We start from the raw sequence: 19,229 nt of genomic DNA, 5'->3' as shown, positions 1-19,229 counted from the left end.
CTCCCTCAGCCCCCGGTACTCCCTCCGGCGCCCCCTCCATCCGCCCCCTCATCGCGGGCGAACAGCTGCGTCAGGGTGCTGATCGTGTAGACGTCGGTGGACTCCTCGTCGACCAGGTGCATCTCGGTGAGCCGGTCCAGGCTCTCCTGGATGTCCTCCGGGTCGGAACCGGCCAGGGCCGCCGCGACAGACGCGTTCAGATGGCCGTCGGCGTTCGCGGCGAGCGCTCTGAGCAGGCGCGCGTCGTCCGCGGAGAGGCGGGCCACGGACATCCGCAGGGCCGCCGCGACGCCGGTGTCCTCGGCGGACAGCAGCGCCAGGCGCCGCCGTTCGTCGCGCAGGGCGGCGGCCAGCCGGGCCAGCCGCCAGCGGGGGCGGGCGGTCAGCTGCGCGGCGGCTGCGCGCAGGGCCAGCGGCAGCCCGTCGCACAGGGCGACGAGTTCCTGGGCGGCGTCCGGGTCGTCGGCGACCCGTTCCGCGCCGAGCATCGCCCCGAGCAGCGCGCTGCCTTCCGCCGCGCCGAGCGCCTGGACGGGCACCGGCCGGGCGACGTCGGTGGCGACCAGGCCGTCCAGGCGGCTGCGGCTGGTGACGACCGTCGCGCAGTGCGCGCCGCCGGGCAGCAGCGGGCGTACCTGTGCGGAACTCTGCGCGTTGTCGAGGACGACCAGCATCCGGCGTTCGGCCACCAGCGACCTGAAGAGCGCGGAGGCCGACTGCGCGGACGTCGGTATGCGCTCCGGGGGCGCACCGAGCGCGAGCAGGAAGTCCCGCAGGATCTCCACGGGTTCGGCCGCAGCGCCCTCGTTGAAGCCGCGCAGGTCCGCGAAGAGCTGGCCGTCGGGGAAGGCCCCGGCGTACGTGTGGGACCACTGGACCGCGCAGGCGGTCTTGCCGACGCCGGCCGGTCCGGTGACGACGGCGAGCGGGCTCTCGCCGGGTACGGCGGACTGCACCACGTGGGTCAGGGCGGCGAGTTGCTGCTCGCGCCCCAGGAAGCGGGCGGGTGGCCGGGGCAGCAGGCGGGGTACGGCGGGCGGTCCGGTGGTCCGGCCGGGTGCACCGCCCGCGGGCCCGCGCCCTCTTTGGGCGGGTACGCGAGGGTCGGCAGCGGCGGTACCGGACGCCGCGCGAGGATCATCCGGTGTGCGATCGCCACCCGCCGACGCTGCCGCCCGGGCACCGTCGGCCGCTCGGGAACCCCGGCCGGCGCCGGGCCCGGCGTCACCCCGCACACGGCCCCCGGCCTCCGCTTCCTCCGCGCGCAGAATCTCCTCGTACGCGCTCTTGAGCCGCGCTCCCGGGCCGACGCCCAGTTCCTCGTCGAGCAGCCGCCGGGTCCGGTGGAACCACTCCATGGCGTCCGACTGCCGTCCCGTACGGAACAACGCGCGGATCAGTTCGGCGACCATCCCCTCGCGCAGCGGGTTGTTGACCGCGGCCGTGTAGAGGATCGCCGCGGCCTGTTCGTGCTCGCCGAGCGCGCCGTGTGCGCGGGCCAGCGCCTCGGTGGCGGCCAGTCGCTGTTCCTCCAGGGCGTGCGCGGCAGCGGCGAACGGCGGGCTGGTGACGGTGCCGGTGAGCGCGGGGCCGCGCCACAGGCCGAGCGCTTCGCGCAGCAGCGGCACCGCGTCGCCGGGGGCCGCCTCGGGGCGGGCCAGCGCGACCAGTTCGGCGAAGCGGTGGGCGTCGATCAGCTCCTCGGGCAGGCGCAGCAGGTACGCCGAGCCGTGGGTGGCCAGTTCGATGCCGTACGCCTCGGCGCCGCCCCCGGCCAGTGTCGCGCGCAGCCGTGAGACATGGCCCTGGACGACCGTACGGGCGTGTTCGGGTGGTTCCTCCTCCCAGAGCGAGTCGATCAACTGCTCCAGTGGAACGGTGGTGTTGGGCTGCAACAGCAGCAGCGCGAGCACGCTGCGCCGCTTGGCGGGCCCGAGTGCCAGCTCACCGGTGCCGGTGGTGACGGATATCGGGCCCAGCAGGGAGAAGTCCAACTCAGCTCTCCAGGAAGGCCGTCAGGGCGCTTGCCAGCAGGTGCGGGTCCTCGCTGCCGCACAGCTCGCGCGCCGAGTGCATCGACAGGATGGCGACACCGATGTCGACCGTGGCGATGCCGTGCCGGGCCGCGGTGATGGGCCCGATGGTGGTGCCGCAGGGCATCGCGTTGTTCGAGACGAAGGACTGCCACGGCACGCCGGCCCGCTCGCAGGCGTCCGCGAAGACCGCGCGGCCGCTGCCGTCGGTGGCGTAGCGCTGGTTGACGTTGACCTTCAGGATCGGGCCGCCGTTGGGCATCGGGTGGTGGCCGGGGTCGTGCCGCTCGGTGTAGTTGGGGTGCAGGGCGTGGCCGGTGTCGGAGGACAGGCAGACCGTGCCGGCGAAGGCGCGGGCTCGGTCCTCGTAGGAGCCGCCGCGGGCGAAGACCGAACGTTCCAGCACCGTACCGAGCAGCGGGCCGTCGGCGCCGGTGTCGGACTGGCTGCCGTTCTCCTCGTGGTCGAAGGCGGCGAGCACCGGGATGTACGGCGGTTCGTCGCCGGAGGTGGCGACCGCGGCCAGCGCGGCCGTACCGGCGTGCACGGACAGGAGGTTGTCCATCCGGGGCCCGGCCACCAGCTCGCGGTCGCGGCCGAGGTAGGCGGGCGGCTCGATGCTGTGGAGCATCAGGTCCCAGCCGCGTATGTCGCCGGCGGGCACCCCGATCTCCTCCTCCACGAAGGCGACCAGGTCGCCCTCGCGCACCTCGCCCAGGCCCCAGATCGGCGTCATGTGGCGCTGTTTGTCGAGCTTGAGGCCGTCGGCGTTGACCGAGCGGTCCAGGTGGACGGCGAGCTGCGGGACCCGCATCAGCGCGCGGTCTACGTTGACCAGCCGGGTGCTGCCGTCGCGCAGCGTGACGCGGCCGCTCAGGCCGAGGTCGCGGTCGAGCCAGGTGTTGAGCAGCGTCCCGCCGTACACCTCGACGGCGACCTGCCGCCAGCCGCGGTGGCCGGTGTCCGGGATCGGTTTGACGCGCAGGTTGGGCGAGTCGGTGTGGGCGCCGACGATGCGGAACGGAGTGGCGGCGGTGGCGCCCTCCGGTACGCACCAGGCGATGATCGCCCCGCCGCGCAGGACGTACTTGCCGCCGCTCTCCCCGTCCCAGGCGTCGGTCTCGGCGACCTGCCGGAAGCCCGCCTTCTCCAGCCGCTCGGCCGCGTTGGCCACCGCGTGGTACGGCGAGGGGGCGGCGGCGAGGAAGGACATCAGGTCGTCGGTGTGGCCGCGGTCGAAGCGAGGGGAATGGCTCATGGTTTCAGCATAAGGACTGGCGGGTGCCCTTCCCCGGTATGCGAATCGGCATGCATCACGGTATGGGAACCCGTGCTGCCCTTTCGGGCAGTCCGGTGGGCAGGCAGTTGGGTACGGTGAAAGGCGAACCTCGCACCGTACGGAACGACCGGAGCCGCCGCGATGCCCGATGCCGAGGGCCACCCGGCCCCCGCCGAGATGACCCTGCGCACGGTGCTGGCCGCGCTGGCCGACCCGCTGCGGTACGAGGTCGTGCGGAGCCTGGCCCGGGAGGCCGACGGCACCGCGCGTACGTGTGCGTCCTTCGGGTTCCCGGTCTCCAAGTCGACTCTGAGCCACCACTTCCGCGTCCTTCGCGAGTCGGGGCTGATCCGCCAGGTGGACCGCGGCAACAGCCGGGCGGCGACGCTGCGCCGCGATGAGGTCGAGGCCCGCTACCCGGGGCTGGTGGGGCTGGTCCGGGACAACCCGGGCGGGCTGCCGTAGCGGCTCGGCGAGCCGGGCCGGGCGCCCGCCGGGCCGGCCCCCTCACCGAGGGGCGAGGCGGGCCCCGAACGACGATGCCCGCCTCCCCGGGGGATGGGAGGCGGGCAACGCCAGTCTGGCGCGCTTGTCTGAGAAGGCTGTGAGAGCGTTCCGGAGGCCGTGCTTTTCCGGACGGGGCTTAAACCGTCCTTAGAACGCCCGCAGAGCGCGCCGGGCCCCTCGGGTCACCTCAGAACGCGGCCTCGTCCAGCTCCATCAGCGACTGGTCGACGGTCTCGGCCAGGCCACGCTGCACGGATACGCCCGGCAGCACGTTGTGCGCGAAGAACTTCGCCGCCGCGATCTTGCCCTCGTAGAACGGCTTGTCCTTGCTGGAGGCGCCCGCCAGCTTCTCGCTCGCGACCGCCGCGCCCTTCAGGAGCAGGTAGCCGATGACGACGTCACCGGAGGCCATCAGCAGGCGGGTGGTGTTCAGGCCCACCTTGTAGATGGACTTCACGTCCTTCTCGGTGGCGGCCAGGTCGGTCAGCATCGCGCCGACGATCGCCTCCAGGTCGGCGGCGGCCTTGGCCAGCTCGCCGCGGGCCGCCTCCAGCGCCTCGCCGCCGACGGCCTCCGCGAGGAACTTCTTGATCTCCTCGGAGAGCGCGGTCATCGCCTGGCCCTGGTCGCGGACGATCTTCCGGAAGAAGAAGTCCTGGCCCTGGATGGCGGTGGTGCCCTCGTAGAGGGTGTCGATCTTGGCGTCGCGGATGTACTGCTCGACCGGGTACTCCTGGAGGTAGCCGGAGCCGCCGAAGGTCTGCAGCGACTGGGCCAGCTGCTCGTAGGACTTCTCCGAGCCGTAGCCCTTGACGATCGGCAGCAGCAGGTCGTTCAGGCGGGTCGCGGCGGAGGCGTCCTCGCCCGCGGCCTCCTTGGCGATGATCTCGTCCTGGACGGTCGCGGTGTAGAGCACCAGGGCGCGCATGCCCTCGGCGTACGCCTTCTGGGTCATCAGGGCGCGGCGCACGTCGGGGTGGTGGGTGATGGTGACGCGCGGCGCGGTCTTGTCGGTGAAGGCGGCCAGGTCCGGTCCCTGCACGCGCTCCTTGGCGTACTCCAGGGCGTTGAGGTAGCCGGTGGAGAGGGTGGCGATGGCCTTCGTGCCGACCATCATCCGCGCGAACTCGATGATCTTGAACATCTGGCGGATGCCGTCGTGCTTCTCGCCCAGCAGCCAGCCCTTGGCCGGGTGGTTGGCGCCGAAGGTCATCTCGCAGGTGTTGGAGGCCTTCAGGCCCATCTTGTGCTCGACGTTGGTGGCGTAGACGCCGTTGCGCTCGCCCAGCTCGCCGGTCTCCCAGTCGAAGTCGTACTTCGGCACGATGAACAGCGACAGGCCCTTGGTGCCCGGGCCGGCGCCCTCGGGGCGGGCCAGCACGAAGTGCACGATGTTCTCGGACATGTCGTGCTCACCGGAGGTGATGAAGCGCTTGACGCCCTCGATGTGCCAGGTGCCGTCCGCCTGCTGGGTGGCCTTGGTGCGGCCGGCGCCGACGTCCGAGCCCGCGTCGGGCTCGGTCAGCACCATGGTGGAGCCCCACTGCTTGTCCACCATCAGCTGGGCGATCTTGTGCTGCTCCTCGGTGCCCTCCTCGTGCAGCACACCCGCGAAGGCCGGCCCGGAGGCGTACATCCAGATCGCCGGGTTGGCGCCCAGGATGGTCTCGGCGAAGGCCCACAGCAGGGAGCGCGGCGCGGTGGTGCCGCCGATCTCCTCCGGGATGCCCAGGCGCCACCACTCGGCGTCCATGTACGCCTGGTAGCTCTTCTTGAAGGTGTCGGGCACCGGAGCGGTGTTGGTGTCCGGGTCGAAGACCGGCGGGTTGCGGTCGGTGTCGGCGAAGGAGTCCGCCAGCTCGTTCTCGGAGAGCCGGGCGATCTCGCTCAGCACGCTCTTGGCGGTGTCGACGTCCATCTCCGCGAACGGTCCGGTGCCGTACACGCTGTCGCGGCCGAGCACCTCGAAGAGGTTGAACTCGATGTCGCGGAGATTCGACTTGTAGTGGCCCATGGGTACGGCTCCGTAAGGGTTCGGGAGGAGACCCAGCGCTTGGAAGCGCGGGACCTCAAACGCAATACCAGCAAGTAGCTACGATGATGCTACCCGTCGGTAATAAGAAGCAACCCCTGACCGCCCATCTGTGACGAGCGTCCCTGAGCGGCGCCAGGGCCCCTGGCGTACGCCCCGGAGGGCCACGAGGCCCTTTTTCGCCCGTTTCCGGAGGTCCGAGTGGCCCTGCCCTGCTTCCTCACGCCCCCCATGGCACCATTCCGGCCATTCCGGCTGTTCAGGCTATTCCGGCTGTTCCGGCCACTTCTGTGACGCGTCACTGGTGGTCACCCGGCACACGGCCGGCTTCCCCGGTTCCGGCGACGTCCCCGAGGCCACCTGGCGCCGGCCGTCGAGCAGGATCCGGCAGGATGCCGTGCCGTTCCCGGCCGGCCGCACCTCCACCCGCGCCTCCTCGCCGGCGTCCACGACCACCGTCTTGCGCCAGGGCAGCCGCCGCTCACCGGTCCGCTCCTCGCGCTGATCGCCGTCGTCCGAGCGCTGGTAGCGCACCTCGGTGGCGTGCGGCGGCCCGCCGGAGGAGGTGGCCTCGTACGTCAAGGACCAGGCGGCCCCCGCCTGGCGGAGCTGGAAGGCGCCGAAGAGCATCAGCCCGCAGGCGCTCACGGCGGTGACGGTGAGCAGTACGCCGCCACGGGTGATGCGCGGCTTCGGTCGGTCGCGGTCGGTCATCGGTACAGGGCCTCGGTCGGTCGGCGGGCTCGGAACGCCTCCAACGTAGCGGCGTACGCGCCGCGCCGACTCAGTACGCTGTGCCGCATGTACGGCTACGACCAGAACGCGGGCGCCGGGCAGCAGCAGTACGGTGCGCCCCCGCCGCAGCACCCGGCCCCCGGCGGCTACGGCGAGCAGCCGCTCTACCCCGAGCCGTCCCCGCCCTCCCTCGCCGACGCGGTGCGGGCCTTCACCACCGGCTCGATGTCCGCGGAGGACTTCCAGGGCATCTTCTCCACGTCCAAGGTCTACTGCCCCCGCGGCGACAACCCCGGGTTCCTGGCGCTGCACAACACGCAGCAGCCGGTCATCCCGATGTTCACCTCGCTCAAGGAACTGCGCCGGTACGCGGGCAAGGAGTCCAAGTACTTCGTGATCACCGGCGCCGAGGTGCTGGACCTGCTCCCCACCGGCTACGGCTTCGTCCTGGACATGGAGGGCGATCACCGGATGGTCTTCGACGCCAAGTCGGTGGAGCAGATGGTGGACTTCGCGATGCGGCGGATGTACGGCTGACGTCTCCCGGCGGCGGCGCCCGACGGTGCCGCCGCGCTCTTTCCGCTTCCGCGCCCGTCAGTCCAGTCCGGCCTGCGCCTTTGCCACCAGCTTCCCGTCGGAGATGGTGAGCGAGACGTTGCCGAGCCCGTCGGCCGAGGACTCGCACGGGCCGGTGATCGCGGTGACCTCGCGCTCGGTCATGCCTGTGAGGACCCGGTCGTACATCTCCTTGGTGATCCTGCCCTTTCCGGCGGACGCGGAGGGCGTCCCGGAGCCGCCGCTCTCGTCCTTGCCCCCGTCGGAGCCGCCGACGGAGACGGCCACGCCACGATGACGACCAGCGCGATCACGGCCCGCTGGGTCCTGAGCGGATGTGCCCATGCGTCCAGAGTGCGCGCACCGCCCGCCCGGCGCGAAAGGTCTGCGTGTGCCGGAAACGGTGCGCTGTACACCGCTTCCGTGCACCGCCGTGACCAGCGCTTTCCTCGTCGCTCCGGCCTTGGGAATGAGTGACGCCTTGCAGGTTGTTCAGGGTTCAACTAAGTTGAAAGTCGAACGACCGAGGAGGCCGTCATGCCCGCAGTGACCGTAGAGAATCCGCTGACCCTGCCGCGGGTGGCGGCGCCCGCCGGCGCCCGGCCGCGGGCCGTGCTCGCGGTGTCCACCGCGCCCGGCGGTTTCGAGGGAGAGGGCTTTCCGGTACGCCGTGCCTTCGCCGGCATCGACTACACGTACCTGGATCCGTTCATCATGATGGATCAGATGGGCGAGGTGGAGTACGCGCCGGGCGAGCCCAAGGGCACCCCCTGGCACCCGCACCGCGGCTTCGAGACCGTCACGTACCTGATCGACGGCAGCTTCATCCACCGCGACTCGCACGGCGGCGGTGGTGTGATCAACGACGGCGACACCCAGTGGATGACGGCGGGCTCCGGCCTGCTGCACATCGAGGCGCCGCCGGAGGAACTGGTCATGACCGGCGGGCTCTTCCACGGCCTCCAGCTGTGGGTGAACCTGCCCAAGAAGGACAAGATGATGGCGCCGCGCTACCAGGACATCGGCGGTGGCCAGGTCAAGCTGCTGACGTCGGCGGACGGCGGCGCGCTGCTGCGGCTGATCGCGGGCGACATCGACGGTCACGAGGGGCCGGGGATCACGCACACGCCGATCACGATGATGCACGTGTCGGTCAACCCGGGTGCCGAGGTGACCATCCCGTGGCGCCAGGACTTCAACGCGCTGGCGTACGGGCTGGCCGGACGCGGTACCGCGGGTCCGCTCGGGCGCCCGTTCCGTACCGGGCAGTCCGTCGTGTTCGGCCCCGGCGGCGACTCGCTGACCCTCCGGGCGGACGCCACGCAGGAGTCCCGCAGCCCCAATCTGGAGGTCGTGCTGCTCGGCGGGCAGCCGATCCGCGAGCCGATGATGCACTACGGCCCGTTCGTCATGAACACCCACGCCGAACTGGCCCAGGCCTTCGAGGACTTCCAGGCCGGCCGGCTGGGGACGGTACCGGCCGAAGAGCACTGAGCCGGGAGGGCGGGTACGGGCCGGACGCGCCCCGTACCCGCCCCGGCCCGCATCAGGGCCGCATCCGCTCGCGGCGGAATGCCGCCACCCGCGGGCGGCCCCGTGATCCACTGGCAGAGTGCGAAACGATCTGAGATCCCCGGACCGTCAGCCACTGCTCCCGGCCGCCGCCCGCCGCGCCGCGGCCTGGTGCGGCCTGGGCCTGCTCGTCGCCGCGGTGGCGGCCGTCGGCGTCTGGCTGTGCGTGACCCTGAGCGCCGCCGTCACCCCCGTCCTGCTGGCCCTGCTCGGCAGTGCGCTGCTCGGGCCGGTCTACCGGCGGCTGGTGGCGATGAAGCTGAACCGTTCACTGGCCGCCGGGCTGACCTGCGCTCTGCTGGTCGTGGTGGTCGGGGGCGCCGGGTACATCGTCGTCAGCGCGCTGATCGACACCGGCGACCAGATCATCGCCTCGCTCAAGGACGCCGCCAAGGAGGTGTCCCGGCACTTCGGCGCCGCCGGGACCTCACTGGACGACATCGTCTCCAACGCCAAGCCCTTCATAGGGAAGTTCGGCGGCACCGCGGCCAGCGGCCTCCTGGAGGGCGTCGGCGTCGTCGCGGCCGCCCTCGCCGCCTCCGTACTCGCCCTGTTCCTGACGTTCTTCTTCCTGCGCGACTCCGACAAGGCCGTCCGCGCCCTGCACGACTGGGCGCCCGGCGACTCCGCGCCGGGCCTGGAGAAGATGGCCCGCCGCGGCTTCCAGGCCATCGAGGGCTTCATGCGCGGTACGACGCTGATCGCGCTGATCGACGCCGTCGGCATCACCGTCGGCCTGCTGATCCTCCAGGTGCCCGGCGCGGTCGGGCTGGGCGCGCTGGTCTTCGTCGGCGCCTACATCCCGTACCTGGGCTCGTTCCTGTCCGGCTCGGTGGCCGTGCTGGTCGCCTTCGCCGACGACCGCGGCCCGGCCATCGCGATCTGGACGCTGGGCATCGTCCTGGTGGTGTTCTTCCTGGAGGGCCACATCCTCCAGCCGATGGTGCAGAGCCGTACGGTCCAGATGCACCCGGCGATCGTGATGCTGGCGATCACCGCGGGCGCCAGCGTCGCCGGAGTCATGGGGATGCTGCTGTCCGTGCCGCTGACCGCGGCGGCCTTCGGCGTGCTCTCGGAGCTGCGCCGGCACTACGCCGCGGGTTCGGGCAGCGGATCGGACGGCGGTTCGACCGCGGGCGCTGCCAGGTCCGACAGCGAGGGCTCGGCGCCGCCCGCCGCGTCCTCGTAGAGCTCGAACCACGTCGACTTGCCGTCGCCGCGCGGATCCACGCCCCACGCGCCCGCCAGCAGCTCCATCAGCACCAGACCGCGCCCCGAGGACGCCAGCTCGCCCGGGGTGCGGCGGTGCGGCAGTTCGTCGCTGCTGTCCGCGACGTCGACCCGGATACGGCGGCTGCCCTTCTCACCGGTGATCTCCGCGACCAGCAGCGCGTCGCCGTCCGTGTGCATCAGCACGTTGGTGACCATCTCGGAGACCATCAGCACGGCCGAGTCGACCTGGTCCTCGTCGGCCCAGTCGTGCAGCACGTCGCGGACCTGGCTGCGGGCCTCCGCTATCCGCTCGGGCTCGGCCTGCCGGACGGTCAGCACCGTACGGCGGACAGGGCGGTGTGCCGCCGAGCCGCCCGTACCGATCCCGCAGCTGCCGCCCTCGCGGCACAGCAGCAGCAGTGCTATGTCGTCCTCGCGGCGGTCCAGGAACGGGCCGGTGGTGTGGTACGAGGGCGGGCCGTGCACGGCCTGGACCAGGGCGTCGGCGAGCTTCTCCAGGCCCGCCGCGTCCTCCAGCGTCGGGGCGGCCGCCGTCTCCAGGGCCTCCGCGGCCCCCTCCCCGGCGTTCTCGGCCCCGTACGTCTCGATGACGTGCCGCAGCCGCGCCCAGCCCGACTCCAGGTCGTGCCCGCCGGTCTCGATCAGCCCGTCCGTGCAGACCAGCATCGTCTCGCCGGGCTCCAGGACGAGCCGGGTGGTGGGGTAATCGGTGTCCGGCACGATGCCCAGCGGCAGGCCGCCGGCGGTGGGCCGGACGAGTACGGTCCCGTCGGCCATCCGGACGGTCGGGTCGGGGTGGCCGGCCCGCGCGATGTCCAGCAGGCCGGTCGCCGGGTCCACCTCGATGTAGAGGCAGGTGGCGAAGCGCGGATCCTCGCCGCCGAACTCGGTGTCGTTGATGCCGGCCAGGAAGCGGGAGGCGCGGGAGAGCACCGCGTCCGGGTGGTGGCCCTCGGAGGCGTAAGCGCGCAGGGCGATCCGCAGCTGTCCCATCAGTCCCGCTGCCCGTACGTCGTGGCCCTGTACGTCGCCGATGACCAGCGCGATCCGGCCGGACGGCAGCGTGATCATGTCGTACCAGTCGCCGCCGACCTCCAGGCCGCCGCCGGTCGGCACGTACCGCGCCGCCACCGTCATCCCGGGGATGTCCGGATGCACCGTCGGCTTCATGCTGCGCTGCAGGCCGTCGGTCAGCTCGCGGCGCGACTCCTGGTCACCGGCGCGGGCCAGTGCCTGGGCGAGCATCCGGGCGACGGTGGTGAGCACCGAGCGCTCGTCGGGGGTGAAGGCGACCGGTGTGCCGAAGCCGGCCATCCAGGCGCCGATCGTGCGGCCCGCGCTGACCAGGGGCAGGAAGGCCCAGGACGTGCGGTTGAAGGGCTCGGCCAGCGGCCAGGTGGCGGGGTAGCGGCGGCGGTAGTCCTCGGGGGTGGGCAGGTAGACGGCGCGGCCGGTCCGTACCACTTCGGCGGCCGGATAGTCGGTGTCCAGCGGCATGTCGACGAAGGGCGCGATGTCGCCCTGCTTGTGCCCGTGGTGGCCGATGACGGAGATCCGGTCGCCCTCGATGCCGAAGACCGCCAGGCCGTCCGGGCTGAAGCCGGGCATGGACAGGCCGGCGGCGACCCGCAGCACCTCGGCGGTGGAGTGCGCCTCGGCGAGCGCGCGGCCCGCGTCCAGCAGGAACGCCTCGCGGGAGCGGCGCCAGTCGCCGGTGACCGGGGCGTGCGGGGAGGCGGTGCCGGGCTGCGCCTCCAGGATCTCCTGGACGGTGCCGACCAGCTCGTAGTCCGTGTGGTCGGTCTCGCTGCGCAGGAAGGCGCGGGAGCGGGTGCGCAGGGTGCGCAGCACCCGGCCCGCGCTGTCCATGACGCGCAGCCGGGCCTCGGCGATGCTGCTCTCGGTGACGGCGAGGTTGACGATGCCGGTGATCTCGGCGAAGTCGGCCGGGTGGAGGCGGGAGCGCACCGCCGCCTCGGACAGCTCGGCGGGCTCCGCGGGCAGCCCCAGCAGCCGGGCGGTCTCGGCGTCGAGGGTCACCTCTCCCGAGACGTTGTCCCAGCGCCACAGGCCGGTCGCGGTGGCGGCCAGGAGGTCCTTGGTGCGCATTGCATCACTTTATGTGGGTTTGAGGGGACCCGACCAGCGCGGCGGGCACGACCATCATCCCATGGCCATTCTGACGTGCATATGACAAACAAGGGCGGTGGGGTGACCGGTAACCTGGAGCGGAAACTGTCACATCTCCACTTGCGACGACTTGGATGAGCGATGCATCGGTACCGGTCCCATAACTGTGGCGAGCTCCGAGCCGCGGACGTCGACACCGATGTCCGCCTCAGCGGCTGGCTGCACAACCGACGTGACCTGGGCGGCATCCTCTTCATCGATCTGCGCGACCACTACGGTCTGGTCCAGCTCGTCGCCCGCCCCGGCACCCCCGCCAACGAGGCGCTCGGCTCGCTGACCAAGGAGTCCGTCGTCCGGATCGACGGCAAGGTCAGCGCCCGCGGCGCGGACAACGTCAACCCCGACCTGCCCACCGGCGAGATCGAGGTCGAGGTCACCGCCGTCGAGGTGCTGGGCGCCGCCGAGCAGATCCCCTTCACGATCAACGCGGAGGACGGGGTCAACGAGGAGAAGCGCCTCGAATACCGCTTCCTGGACCTGCGCCGCGAGCGCATGCACCGCAACCTGATGCTGCGCACCGCCGTCATCTCCGCCATCCGGCACAAGATGACCGCGCTCGGCTTCAACGAGATGGCGACGCCGATCCTGTCCGCGACCTCCCCCGAGGGCGCCCGCGACTTCCTCGTCCCGTCCCGCCTGCACGCCGGCAAGTTCTACGCGCTGCCGCAGGCCCCGCAGCAGTTCAAGCAGCTGCTGATGATCGCGGGCTTCGACCGGTACTTCCAGATCGCGCCCTGCTTCCGCGACGAGGACGCCCGCGCGGACCGCTCGCCGGGTGAGTTCTACCAGCTCGACGTCGAGATGAGCTTCGTCGAGCAGGAGGACGTCTTCGGCCCGATCGAGCAGCTGATGACCGAGCTGTTCACCGAGTTCGGCGGCGGCCGCACGGTCACCTCGCCGTTCCCGCGGATCCCCTTCCGCGAGTCGATGCTCAAGTACGGCTCCGACAAGCCGGACCTCCGCGCCGAGCTGGAGCTGGTCGACGTCTCCTCGGTCTTCGCCGGCTCCGGCTTCAAGGCGTTCGCCGACAAGCACGTCCGCGCCCTGGCCGTGCCGGACACCGCCGATCAGCCGCGCAAGTTCTTCGACCAGATGGGTGACTTCGCCGTCCAGCAGGGCGCGAAGGGCCTGGCCTGGGTCCGGGTCGGCGAGTCGAATGCCCTCACCGGCCCGATCGCCAAGTTCCTCACCGAGGACGACGTCAAGACCCTGGTCGAGGCCCTGGACCTCAAGCCCGGCTCGGCGGTCTTCTTCGGCGCGGGCGAGTTCGACGAGGTCTCCAAGATCATGGGGGCGGTCCGCGTCGAGGCCGCCAAGCGCACCGGCAACTTCGTCGAGGACGAGTTCCGCTTCTGCTGGATCGTCGACTTCCCGATGTTCGAGAAGGACGAGGACACCGGCAAGATCGAGTTCTCGCACAACCCGTTCTCCATGCCCCAGGGCGGTCTGGAAGCGCTGGAGACCAAGGACCCGCTGGACATCCTGGCCTGGCAGTACGACATCGTCTGCAACGGCGTCGAGCTGTCCTCCGGCGCCATCCGCAACCACGAGCCGGACGTCATGTACAAGGCGTTCGCCATCGCCGGCTACGACAAGGACACCGTCGAGGCCGAGTTCGGCGGCATGCTCCGCGCCTTCAAGTTCGGCGCCCCGCCCCACGGCGGCATCGCCCCCGGCGTCGACCGCATCGTCATGCTCCTCGCCGACGAGCCCAACATCCGCGAGACCATCGCCTTCCCCCTCAACGGCAACGCCCAGGACCTGCTCATGGGCGCCCCGACCGAGGTCGAGGAGGCGCGGCTGAAGGAGCTGCACCTGTCGATCCGCAAGCCGCAGGTGAAGTAGTTCGTTCATACGTGTGAAGGGCCCGCGATCCTATGGTCGCGGGCTCTTTCGCGTGCCACGCTCCGGAAATGACGAAACCCGAAACGGCTCCGGCCGCAGCGGACAGGTAAGACGTACGGTGCAGCGCACCGCCGGCCCCGGAGGAGACCGGCGTGGGCGTCGTCGAGGAGTACGCGAGTGTGCTGAGTCAGGAGCAGTTCGAGGAGCTGGCTTCACGTGGGACAGGGGCTGCGGGTCGAGCAGTACCGGACGGGCAACGCTCGCCCTGCCGGCTGCCTCGCGCCGAGAGATACCTTCGTCGGCCAGGGCGAGTGGGCGGACCCCAAGGGAGTCCTCATGGTCGTCGAGGTCACTTCCCGTGACCACGACACCGATCGCCGGGACCGCGAGGAGAAGCCGAAGGCCTACGCCGAGACCGGCATCCCGGTGTACCTGCTGATCGACCGGGACGCCTGCGAGGTCAAGGTGCACTCGCAGCCCGACGGCGGACGCTACGAGATGCTCCTGACGGTGCCGTTCGGGAAGGTGGTCACCCTGCCGGATCCGGTGGGCATCGACCTGGACACCGAGCCGCTGAAGGGCTGGGTGCACTAAGGCAGCCAGGGGTGGTTCCGGGGGCGTTGTGTCGACGGTTCACTGGACCGCCGAGCAGTCTGCGATATACCGTTTTATTGGGCTTATATAGAGGGGTCGGTCCGCATGTCGAAACTTCTGCTGGAGGTCGACGACGAGGCGCTGGCGGAAGCCGCGAAGCTCCTCGGCACGAAGACCAAGAAGGACACCGTCAATACGGCGCTGATGGAAGTGGCCAAGCGGCGTAGTCGGGCCATAGCGCTCGCAAAGCTCAGGGAGAGGGGTGCGCGCGGCGACTTCGATCTTCTCCTCGACAAGAGGAACTACCGCGGGTGAACTCTCCGTATCTGATCGACACCTCCGCCGCCGTACGACTGCTGAGCAGCGAAGCGTATGACGAGCATTGGGCAGAGCCTATGGGCAACGGGTTGATCGCCATGTGCGACCTCACGGAGATCGAGGTTCTGTTCTCGGCGAGTTCGCGCCTGGACCGGGATGGCATACAGGAAGAACTGCGCCAGACGTTCGTCTGGACTCCTGTACCCGACCGGGTCTTCCAGCGAGCCCGTGAGGTGCAGCAACTCCTCACCGACCACGGCGAACACCGCTCCGCCGGCCCGGTCGACCTGATCGTCGCCGCCACCGCCGAGCTCTCCGGGATGACGCTGCTGCACTACGACCGTGACTTCGACACGGTCTCGCGGCGTACCGGTCAGCCGGCGTGCTGGCTGGCGGAGCCGGGTGAGGAACCGAAGCGGGAGACGTGAGGAAGGGGCCCGGACCGACCTTTGGTTCCAGTGGTGGTCTGGGCCCTTCTTCTTGCCGTCTGCGCCCTACTCGCCGCCGCCGAACCGCTCCCGGTACGCCGCCAGGTCATCCTCCGTGATCTTCGCGAAGAGCACCGGCGGCACGGTGAACGCCGTACCGGCCGGGACCGAGGCCAGCGCGCGGGCCTCGTCCGCCGTGACCCAGGCCGCCGTGTCGTTCTCCAGCGCGAACGCGCCGCGCATGGCCTTCGCGGCCCCCGGAATGAACGGCTCCGAGACGATCGCGTACAGGTGGATCAGGTTCATCGCCGTGCGCAGCGTCAGCGCCGCCGCTTCCTGGTCGGTCTTGATCTCCAGCCAGGGCGCCTTCTCCTCCAGGTAGGAGTTGCCCGCGCTCCACAGCGCCCGCAGAGCCGCCGCCGCCTTGCGGAACTGGAGGGCCTCCATGTGGCCCTCGTACTCCGCCAGCAGCTCGGCGATCTGCTCGCCCAGCTTCGCCTCGGCCTCTCCGGCCTCCGCGCCCGCCGGCACCTCGTCGCCGAAGCGCTTGCGGGAGAAGGACAGCACCCGGTTGACGAAGTTGCCGAGGGTGTCGGCCAGGTCCTTGTTGACCGAGGAGGAGAACAGCTCCCAGGTGAAGGACGTGTCGTCGGACTCGGGCGCGTTGGCGATCAGGAAGTAGCGCCAGTAATCGGCGGGCAGCAGCTCCAGCGCCGCATCGGTGAAGATGCCGCGCCGCTGCGAGGTGGAGAACTTGCCGCCGTAGTACGTCAGCCAGTTGAACGCCTTGAGGAAGTCGACCTTCTTCCACGGCTCCCGCGTGCCCAGCTCGGTGGCCGGGAACATCACCGAGTGGAACGGGACGTTGTCCTTGGCCATGAACTCCGTGTAGCGCACGTCGTCGGCCTCGTACCACCACGACTTCCAGTCGCGGTTCGCCGGGTCGGCGTCCGCCCACTCCTTCGTCGAGGCGATGTACTCGATCGGCGCGTCGAACCAGACGTAGAAGACCTTGCCCTCGGCGGCCAGCTCCGGCCACACGTCGGCCGGCACCGGCACGCCCCACTCCAGGTCACGGGTGATCGCCCGGTCCTGGAGCCCTTCGGTCAGCCACTTGCGGGCGATGGACGACGCCAGCGTCGGCCACTCCGCGCTGCTGTCGTCGATCCACTGCTCGACCTCGCCCTGGAGCTTGGACTGGAGCAGGAAGAGGTGCTTGGTCTCGCGCACCTCCAGGTCGCTGCTGCCGCTGATCGCCGACCGCGCGTCGATCAGGTCGGTCGGGTCCAGCACGCGGGTGCAGTTCTCGCACTGGTCGCCGCGCGCCTTGTCGTAGCCGCAGTGCGGGCACGTACCGACGATGTAGCGGTCCGGCAGGAAGCGCTCGTCGGCGATCGAGTAGACCTGCCGGATGGCCCGCTCCTCGATGAAGCCGTTCTCGTGGAGCTTGCGCGCGAAGTGCTGGGTCAGCTCCACGTTCTGCTGCGACGAGCTGCGCCCGAAGTGGTCGAAGCGGAGGTGGAAGCCGTCGTAGATCGCCTTCTGCGCGTCGTGCTGCTCGCCGCAGTACGCGTCGACGGACTGGCCGGCGTCCTTGGCCGCCAGCTCGGCGGGCGTGCCGTGCTCGTCCGTCGCGCAGATGTAGAGCACCTCGTGGCCGCGCTGGCGCATATACCGCCCGTACACATCGGCCGGGAGCATGGACCCCACCATGTTGCCCAGGTGCTTGATCCCGTTGATGTACGGAAGGGCGCTGGTGATGAGGTGTCGAGCCATTGCCGGCTGCTCCCAAGTCGCTACGGTGAGTGAGGTTTTGTTCTACGGAACGTCAATATCGTACTGGACCGGTACGGGGCGCCCGCGCCCGGTTTTCCGCTCCCGTACGGCCCTTGATCGTCTCTTCCGCGTGATCAGGGCCGCCGGGCCACCACGAGGGCCCAGCCGGGACTGCCGTCGCGGCGGCGGGCGGCTCCCCGTACCGGTACGAGCTCCACGGTGAACCCGGCCGCGCGCAGGTCGGCGCGTATGTCGCGCAGCGCGCAGGTCCGGTGGTACATGACGAACGGCGGACGCCACAGCGCGTTCCGTACGCGCATCACCGTGTCGAATCCGAGCAGCGTCCAGTACAGCGCGGAACGGGGTGACGGCGGCGCGGCGACCGGGAAGGCGAAGACGCCGCCCGGCCGCAGCGCCCGGTGCACCCCGGCGAAGACGGCCGCGCGCTCGGCGGGCAGGAAGTGGCCGAGGGCACCGAAGGTGACGGCGAGGTCGAAGGCGGCGGTGAAGGGGAGGGCGCGGGCGTCGGCGCGTACGTACGCGACGGCGGGCCCCGTACGCGCAGGCGCGGCCACGGTCCGGCGGGCCGCCGCGAGCATCCCCGCACTGAAGTCGGCCCCCACGATTCGCTCCCGGCACAGGGACCGCAGCACACCCATGCCCGCACCCGTGCCGCAGCAGAGGTCGAGCCCGGCCTCGAACGGGGCACCGGAGGGATGCTCGGAGGGGCGCCCGGCCGGGTTCCCAGCCGGGCCGTGTCCCCGCAACGCCTCCGCCGTCGCGTCGAGAATCCGGTCGGGCGTACGGAACGGCGTGTGATCGAACTTCGGGGCGAGCAGGTCGTAGCCGCGCTCCACGGAGGAGAGCGCCTGCACGGTCAGCTCGCGGAGCGTCGGTCCCTCGGGGGTGAACACGAGGCCAGCGTACTGAGGCGTGCTCTCCGGCACGGACTGTTCCGCGTGCGGCCTGTCAGCCACCCCTCAGGGCGTTGAGCCGGGCGGCCTGGCGCGTCAGGTGATCACGTTCGGCGAGGTTGGACGCCTTCCGGGCGGCCTCCGCGTACAGCCGCGCCGCCTTCGGCAGGTCGCCGTCCCGCTCGTGCAGGTACGCCGCCACCGCGGTACGACGGGGCAGGGAGTCGTCCAGCTCCGCGAGCGCCGCCAGACCGGCCCGCGGCCCGTCGGCCTCACCGACGGCCACCGCGCGGTTGAGCCGGACGACCGGGCTGTCGGTCAGCCGCGCCAGCTCGTCGTACCACTCGACGATCTGCACCCAGTCGGTCTCCTCGGCCCTACGCGCGTCGGCGTGCAGCGCCGCGACGGCGGCCTGCGCCTGGAACTCGCCCAGCCGGTCGCGGGCGAGCGCCGCCTGGAGAACCGCGACACCCTCGGCGATCGCCCCCGTGTCCCACCGCCCCCGGTCCTGCTCGGCGAGCGGCACCAGGCTGCCGTCGGACGCGGTCCGGGCGGCGCGCCGGGCATGGTGCAGCAGCATGAGGGCGAGCAGGCCCGCCACCTCCGGGTGGTCGATCACGGACGCGAGCTGCCGGGTGAGCCGGATGGCCTCGGCGGCGAGGTCGACGTCGCCGGAGTACCCCTCGTTGAACACCAGGTACAGGACGCGCAGCACGGTGGCGACATCGCCGGGCCGCTCGAACGGTACGCCGGAGACGGTCCGCTTGGCCCGGCTGATCCTCTGCGCCATCGTGGCCTCGGGCACCAGATACGCCTGGGCGATCTGGCGCGTGGTGAGCCCGCCGACGGCGCGCAGCGTGAGCGCGACCGCGGACGACGGCGACAGCGACGGGTGGGCGCACAGGAAGTAGAGCTGGAGCGTGTCGTCCACCGAGGGCGCGGGCCCCGGTGCCGGCTCCTCGTCGACGCGCTCCTCACGCCGGCGACGGGCCGCGTCCGCCCGGGTCGCGTCGAGGAACCGGCGCCAGGCCACAGTGACCAGCCAGCCCTTCGGATCCCGTGGCATCCCGTCCGGCCAGGTACGGACCGCCTCGACCAGCGCGTCCTGTACGGCGTCCTCGGCCGCCGCGAAGTCGGCTCCGCGGCGGCCGAGGACGGTCAGCACGCTCGGCACCAGGTCCCGGAGCAGCGCCTCATCCAATTCCGAGGTCACGTCCG

Annotated in this window: 16 protein-coding genes and 1 pseudogene; 8 read left to right on the top strand and 9 right to left on the bottom strand. The window is 71.1% G+C overall.

The window, feature by feature from the left end; genetic code table 11:
• Positions 1–5: 5 nt before the first annotated feature.
• Positions 6–1,994 (bottom strand): AfsR/SARP family transcriptional regulator, encoded by a 1,989-nt coding sequence (locus ACZ4Z1_RS16090; RefSeq protein ID WP_468487216.1) that lies wholly within the window; start codon positions 1,992–1,994, stop codon positions 6–8.
• A 1-nt stretch (position 1,995) separates the two neighbouring features.
• Positions 1,996–3,291, bottom strand: coding sequence for a M18 family aminopeptidase (locus tag ACZ4Z1_RS16085; RefSeq protein ID WP_468487215.1), 1,296 nt, complete (start codon positions 3,289–3,291; stop codon positions 1,996–1,998).
• Between the two features lie 162 nt (positions 3,292–3,453).
• On the opposite strand from ACZ4Z1_RS16085, the gene ACZ4Z1_RS16080 reads away from it, so the two are divergent.
• Positions 3,454–3,777 carry an ArsR/SmtB family transcription factor gene (locus tag ACZ4Z1_RS16080; protein ID WP_468487214.1) on the top strand — a complete coding sequence of 108 codons (324 nt, stop codon included), beginning with the start codon at positions 3,454–3,456 and terminating at the stop codon, positions 3,775–3,777.
• 229 nt (positions 3,778–4,006) lie between these two features.
• Here ACZ4Z1_RS16080 and ACZ4Z1_RS16075 read toward each other — a convergent pair whose 3' ends face one another.
• Positions 4,007–5,833 carry an acyl-CoA dehydrogenase gene (locus tag ACZ4Z1_RS16075; protein ID WP_468487213.1) on the bottom strand — a complete coding sequence of 609 codons (1,827 nt, stop codon included), beginning with the start codon at positions 5,831–5,833 and terminating at the stop codon, positions 4,007–4,009.
• Positions 5,834–6,115: 282 nt separating this feature from the next.
• Positions 6,116–6,565 (bottom strand): hypothetical protein, encoded by a 450-nt coding sequence (locus tag ACZ4Z1_RS16070; RefSeq protein WP_468487212.1) that lies wholly within the window; start codon positions 6,563–6,565, stop codon positions 6,116–6,118.
• 87 nt (positions 6,566–6,652) lie between these two features.
• Between ACZ4Z1_RS16070 and ACZ4Z1_RS16065 the strand changes: the two genes are divergently transcribed.
• Positions 6,653–7,123 carry an SseB family protein gene (locus ACZ4Z1_RS16065; protein ID WP_003980379.1) on the top strand — a complete coding sequence of 157 codons (471 nt, stop codon included), beginning with the start codon at positions 6,653–6,655 and terminating at the stop codon, positions 7,121–7,123.
• A gap of 57 nt (positions 7,124–7,180) precedes the next feature.
• Here the strand turns inward: ACZ4Z1_RS16065 and ACZ4Z1_RS16060 are convergent, their stop codons facing one another.
• Complete coding sequence (locus ACZ4Z1_RS16060) at positions 7,181–7,429, bottom strand: hypothetical protein (protein WP_468487211.1); 249 nt, start codon at positions 7,427–7,429, stop codon at positions 7,181–7,183.
• Between the two features lie 249 nt (positions 7,430–7,678).
• Between ACZ4Z1_RS16060 and ACZ4Z1_RS16055 the strand changes: the two genes are divergently transcribed.
• Positions 7,679–8,635, top strand: coding sequence for a pirin family protein (locus ACZ4Z1_RS16055; protein WP_468487210.1), 957 nt, complete (start codon positions 7,679–7,681; stop codon positions 8,633–8,635).
• Positions 8,636–8,753: 118 nt separating this feature from the next.
• Positions 8,754–9,902 (top strand): AI-2E family transporter, encoded by a 1,149-nt coding sequence (locus tag ACZ4Z1_RS16050; RefSeq protein ID WP_468487209.1) that lies wholly within the window; start codon positions 8,754–8,756, stop codon positions 9,900–9,902.
• On the opposite strand, the gene ACZ4Z1_RS16045 is transcribed toward ACZ4Z1_RS16050, so the two are convergent.
• A complete protein-coding gene (locus ACZ4Z1_RS16045; protein WP_468487208.1) occupies positions 9,803–12,055 on the bottom strand; it encodes an ATP-binding SpoIIE family protein phosphatase in 2,253 nt (750 codons plus the stop codon). The two genes, ACZ4Z1_RS16050 and ACZ4Z1_RS16045, sit on opposite strands and share 100 nt — an antisense overlap.
• Before the next feature lie 162 nt (positions 12,056–12,217).
• Here ACZ4Z1_RS16045 and aspS point away from each other — a divergent pair, with 162 nt between their 5' ends.
• The 4 genes and pseudogenes from aspS to ACZ4Z1_RS16025 all read left to right on the top strand — a co-directional run bounded on the left by aspS (position 12,218) and on the right by ACZ4Z1_RS16025 (position 15,321).
• The gene (gene aspS / locus ACZ4Z1_RS16040; RefSeq protein WP_468487207.1) at positions 12,218–13,981 is read left to right on the top strand and encodes an aspartate--tRNA ligase; all 1,764 of its coding nucleotides are present in this window, start codon (positions 12,218–12,220) and stop codon (positions 13,979–13,981) included.
• A 207-nt stretch (positions 13,982–14,188) separates the two neighbouring features.
• A pseudogene (locus ACZ4Z1_RS16035) lies at positions 14,189–14,575 on the top strand (Uma2 family endonuclease); the annotation flags it as partial.
• Positions 14,576–14,680: 105 nt separating this feature from the next.
• The gene (locus ACZ4Z1_RS16030; protein ID WP_468487206.1) at positions 14,681–14,890 is read left to right on the top strand and encodes a type II toxin-antitoxin system VapB family antitoxin; all 210 of its coding nucleotides are present in this window, start codon (positions 14,681–14,683) and stop codon (positions 14,888–14,890) included.
• Positions 14,887–15,321 carry a PIN domain-containing protein gene (locus ACZ4Z1_RS16025; protein WP_468487205.1) on the top strand — a complete coding sequence of 145 codons (435 nt, stop codon included), beginning with the start codon at positions 14,887–14,889 and terminating at the stop codon, positions 15,319–15,321. Before ACZ4Z1_RS16030 ends, ACZ4Z1_RS16025 begins: the two co-directional genes overlap by 4 nt.
• A 66-nt stretch (positions 15,322–15,387) precedes the next feature.
• On the opposite strand, the gene metG is transcribed toward ACZ4Z1_RS16025, so the two are convergent.
• The 3 genes from metG to ACZ4Z1_RS16010 all read right to left on the bottom strand — a co-directional run bounded on the left by metG (position 15,388) and on the right by ACZ4Z1_RS16010 (position 19,212).
• Entirely contained in the window at positions 15,388–17,097 is a 1,710-nt protein-coding gene (metG, locus tag ACZ4Z1_RS16020) for a methionine--tRNA ligase (protein WP_468487204.1), read from the bottom strand.
• Between the two features lie 134 nt (positions 17,098–17,231).
• Positions 17,232–18,011, bottom strand: a complete 780-nt coding sequence (locus tag ACZ4Z1_RS16015) for a class I SAM-dependent methyltransferase (RefSeq protein WP_468487203.1) — start codon at positions 18,009–18,011, stop codon at positions 17,232–17,234.
• A gap of 55 nt (positions 18,012–18,066) precedes the next feature.
• Complete coding sequence (locus ACZ4Z1_RS16010; protein ID WP_468487325.1) at positions 18,067–19,212, bottom strand: RNA polymerase sigma factor; 1,146 nt, start codon at positions 19,210–19,212, stop codon at positions 18,067–18,069.
• Positions 19,213–19,229: the final 17 nt, after the last annotated feature.

Source organism: Streptomyces sp. NPDC030165 (assembly GCF_055573595.1).
This window is presented reverse-complemented; position numbering and strand designations above follow the sequence as displayed.

Bases quoted from the DNA above. Each gene is read 5' to 3' on its own strand.
- ACZ4Z1_RS16085 (WP_468487215.1), bottom strand. From the start codon at position 3,291: ATGAGCCATTCCCCTCGCTTCGACCGCGGCCACACCGACGACCTGATG.
- ACZ4Z1_RS16080 (WP_468487214.1), top strand. From the start codon at position 3,454: ATGCCCGATGCCGAGGGCCACCCGGCCCCCGCCGAGATGACCCTGCGC.
- ACZ4Z1_RS16075 (WP_468487213.1), bottom strand. From the start codon at position 5,833: ATGGGCCACTACAAGTCGAATCTCCGCGACATCGAGTTCAACCTCTTC.
- ACZ4Z1_RS16070 (WP_468487212.1), bottom strand. From the start codon at position 6,565: ATGACCGACCGCGACCGACCGAAGCCGCGCATCACCCGTGGCGGCGTA.
- ACZ4Z1_RS16065 (WP_003980379.1), top strand. From the start codon at position 6,653: ATGTACGGCTACGACCAGAACGCGGGCGCCGGGCAGCAGCAGTACGGT.
- ACZ4Z1_RS16055 (WP_468487210.1), top strand. From the start codon at position 7,679: ATGCCCGCAGTGACCGTAGAGAATCCGCTGACCCTGCCGCGGGTGGCG.
- ACZ4Z1_RS16045 (WP_468487208.1), bottom strand. From the start codon at position 12,055: ATGCGCACCAAGGACCTCCTGGCCGCCACCGCGACCGGCCTGTGGCGC.
- aspS (WP_468487207.1), top strand. From the start codon at position 12,218: ATGCATCGGTACCGGTCCCATAACTGTGGCGAGCTCCGAGCCGCGGAC.
- ACZ4Z1_RS16030 (WP_468487206.1), top strand. From the start codon at position 14,681: ATGTCGAAACTTCTGCTGGAGGTCGACGACGAGGCGCTGGCGGAAGCC.
- metG (WP_468487204.1), bottom strand. From the start codon at position 17,097: ATGGCTCGACACCTCATCACCAGCGCCCTTCCGTACATCAACGGGATC.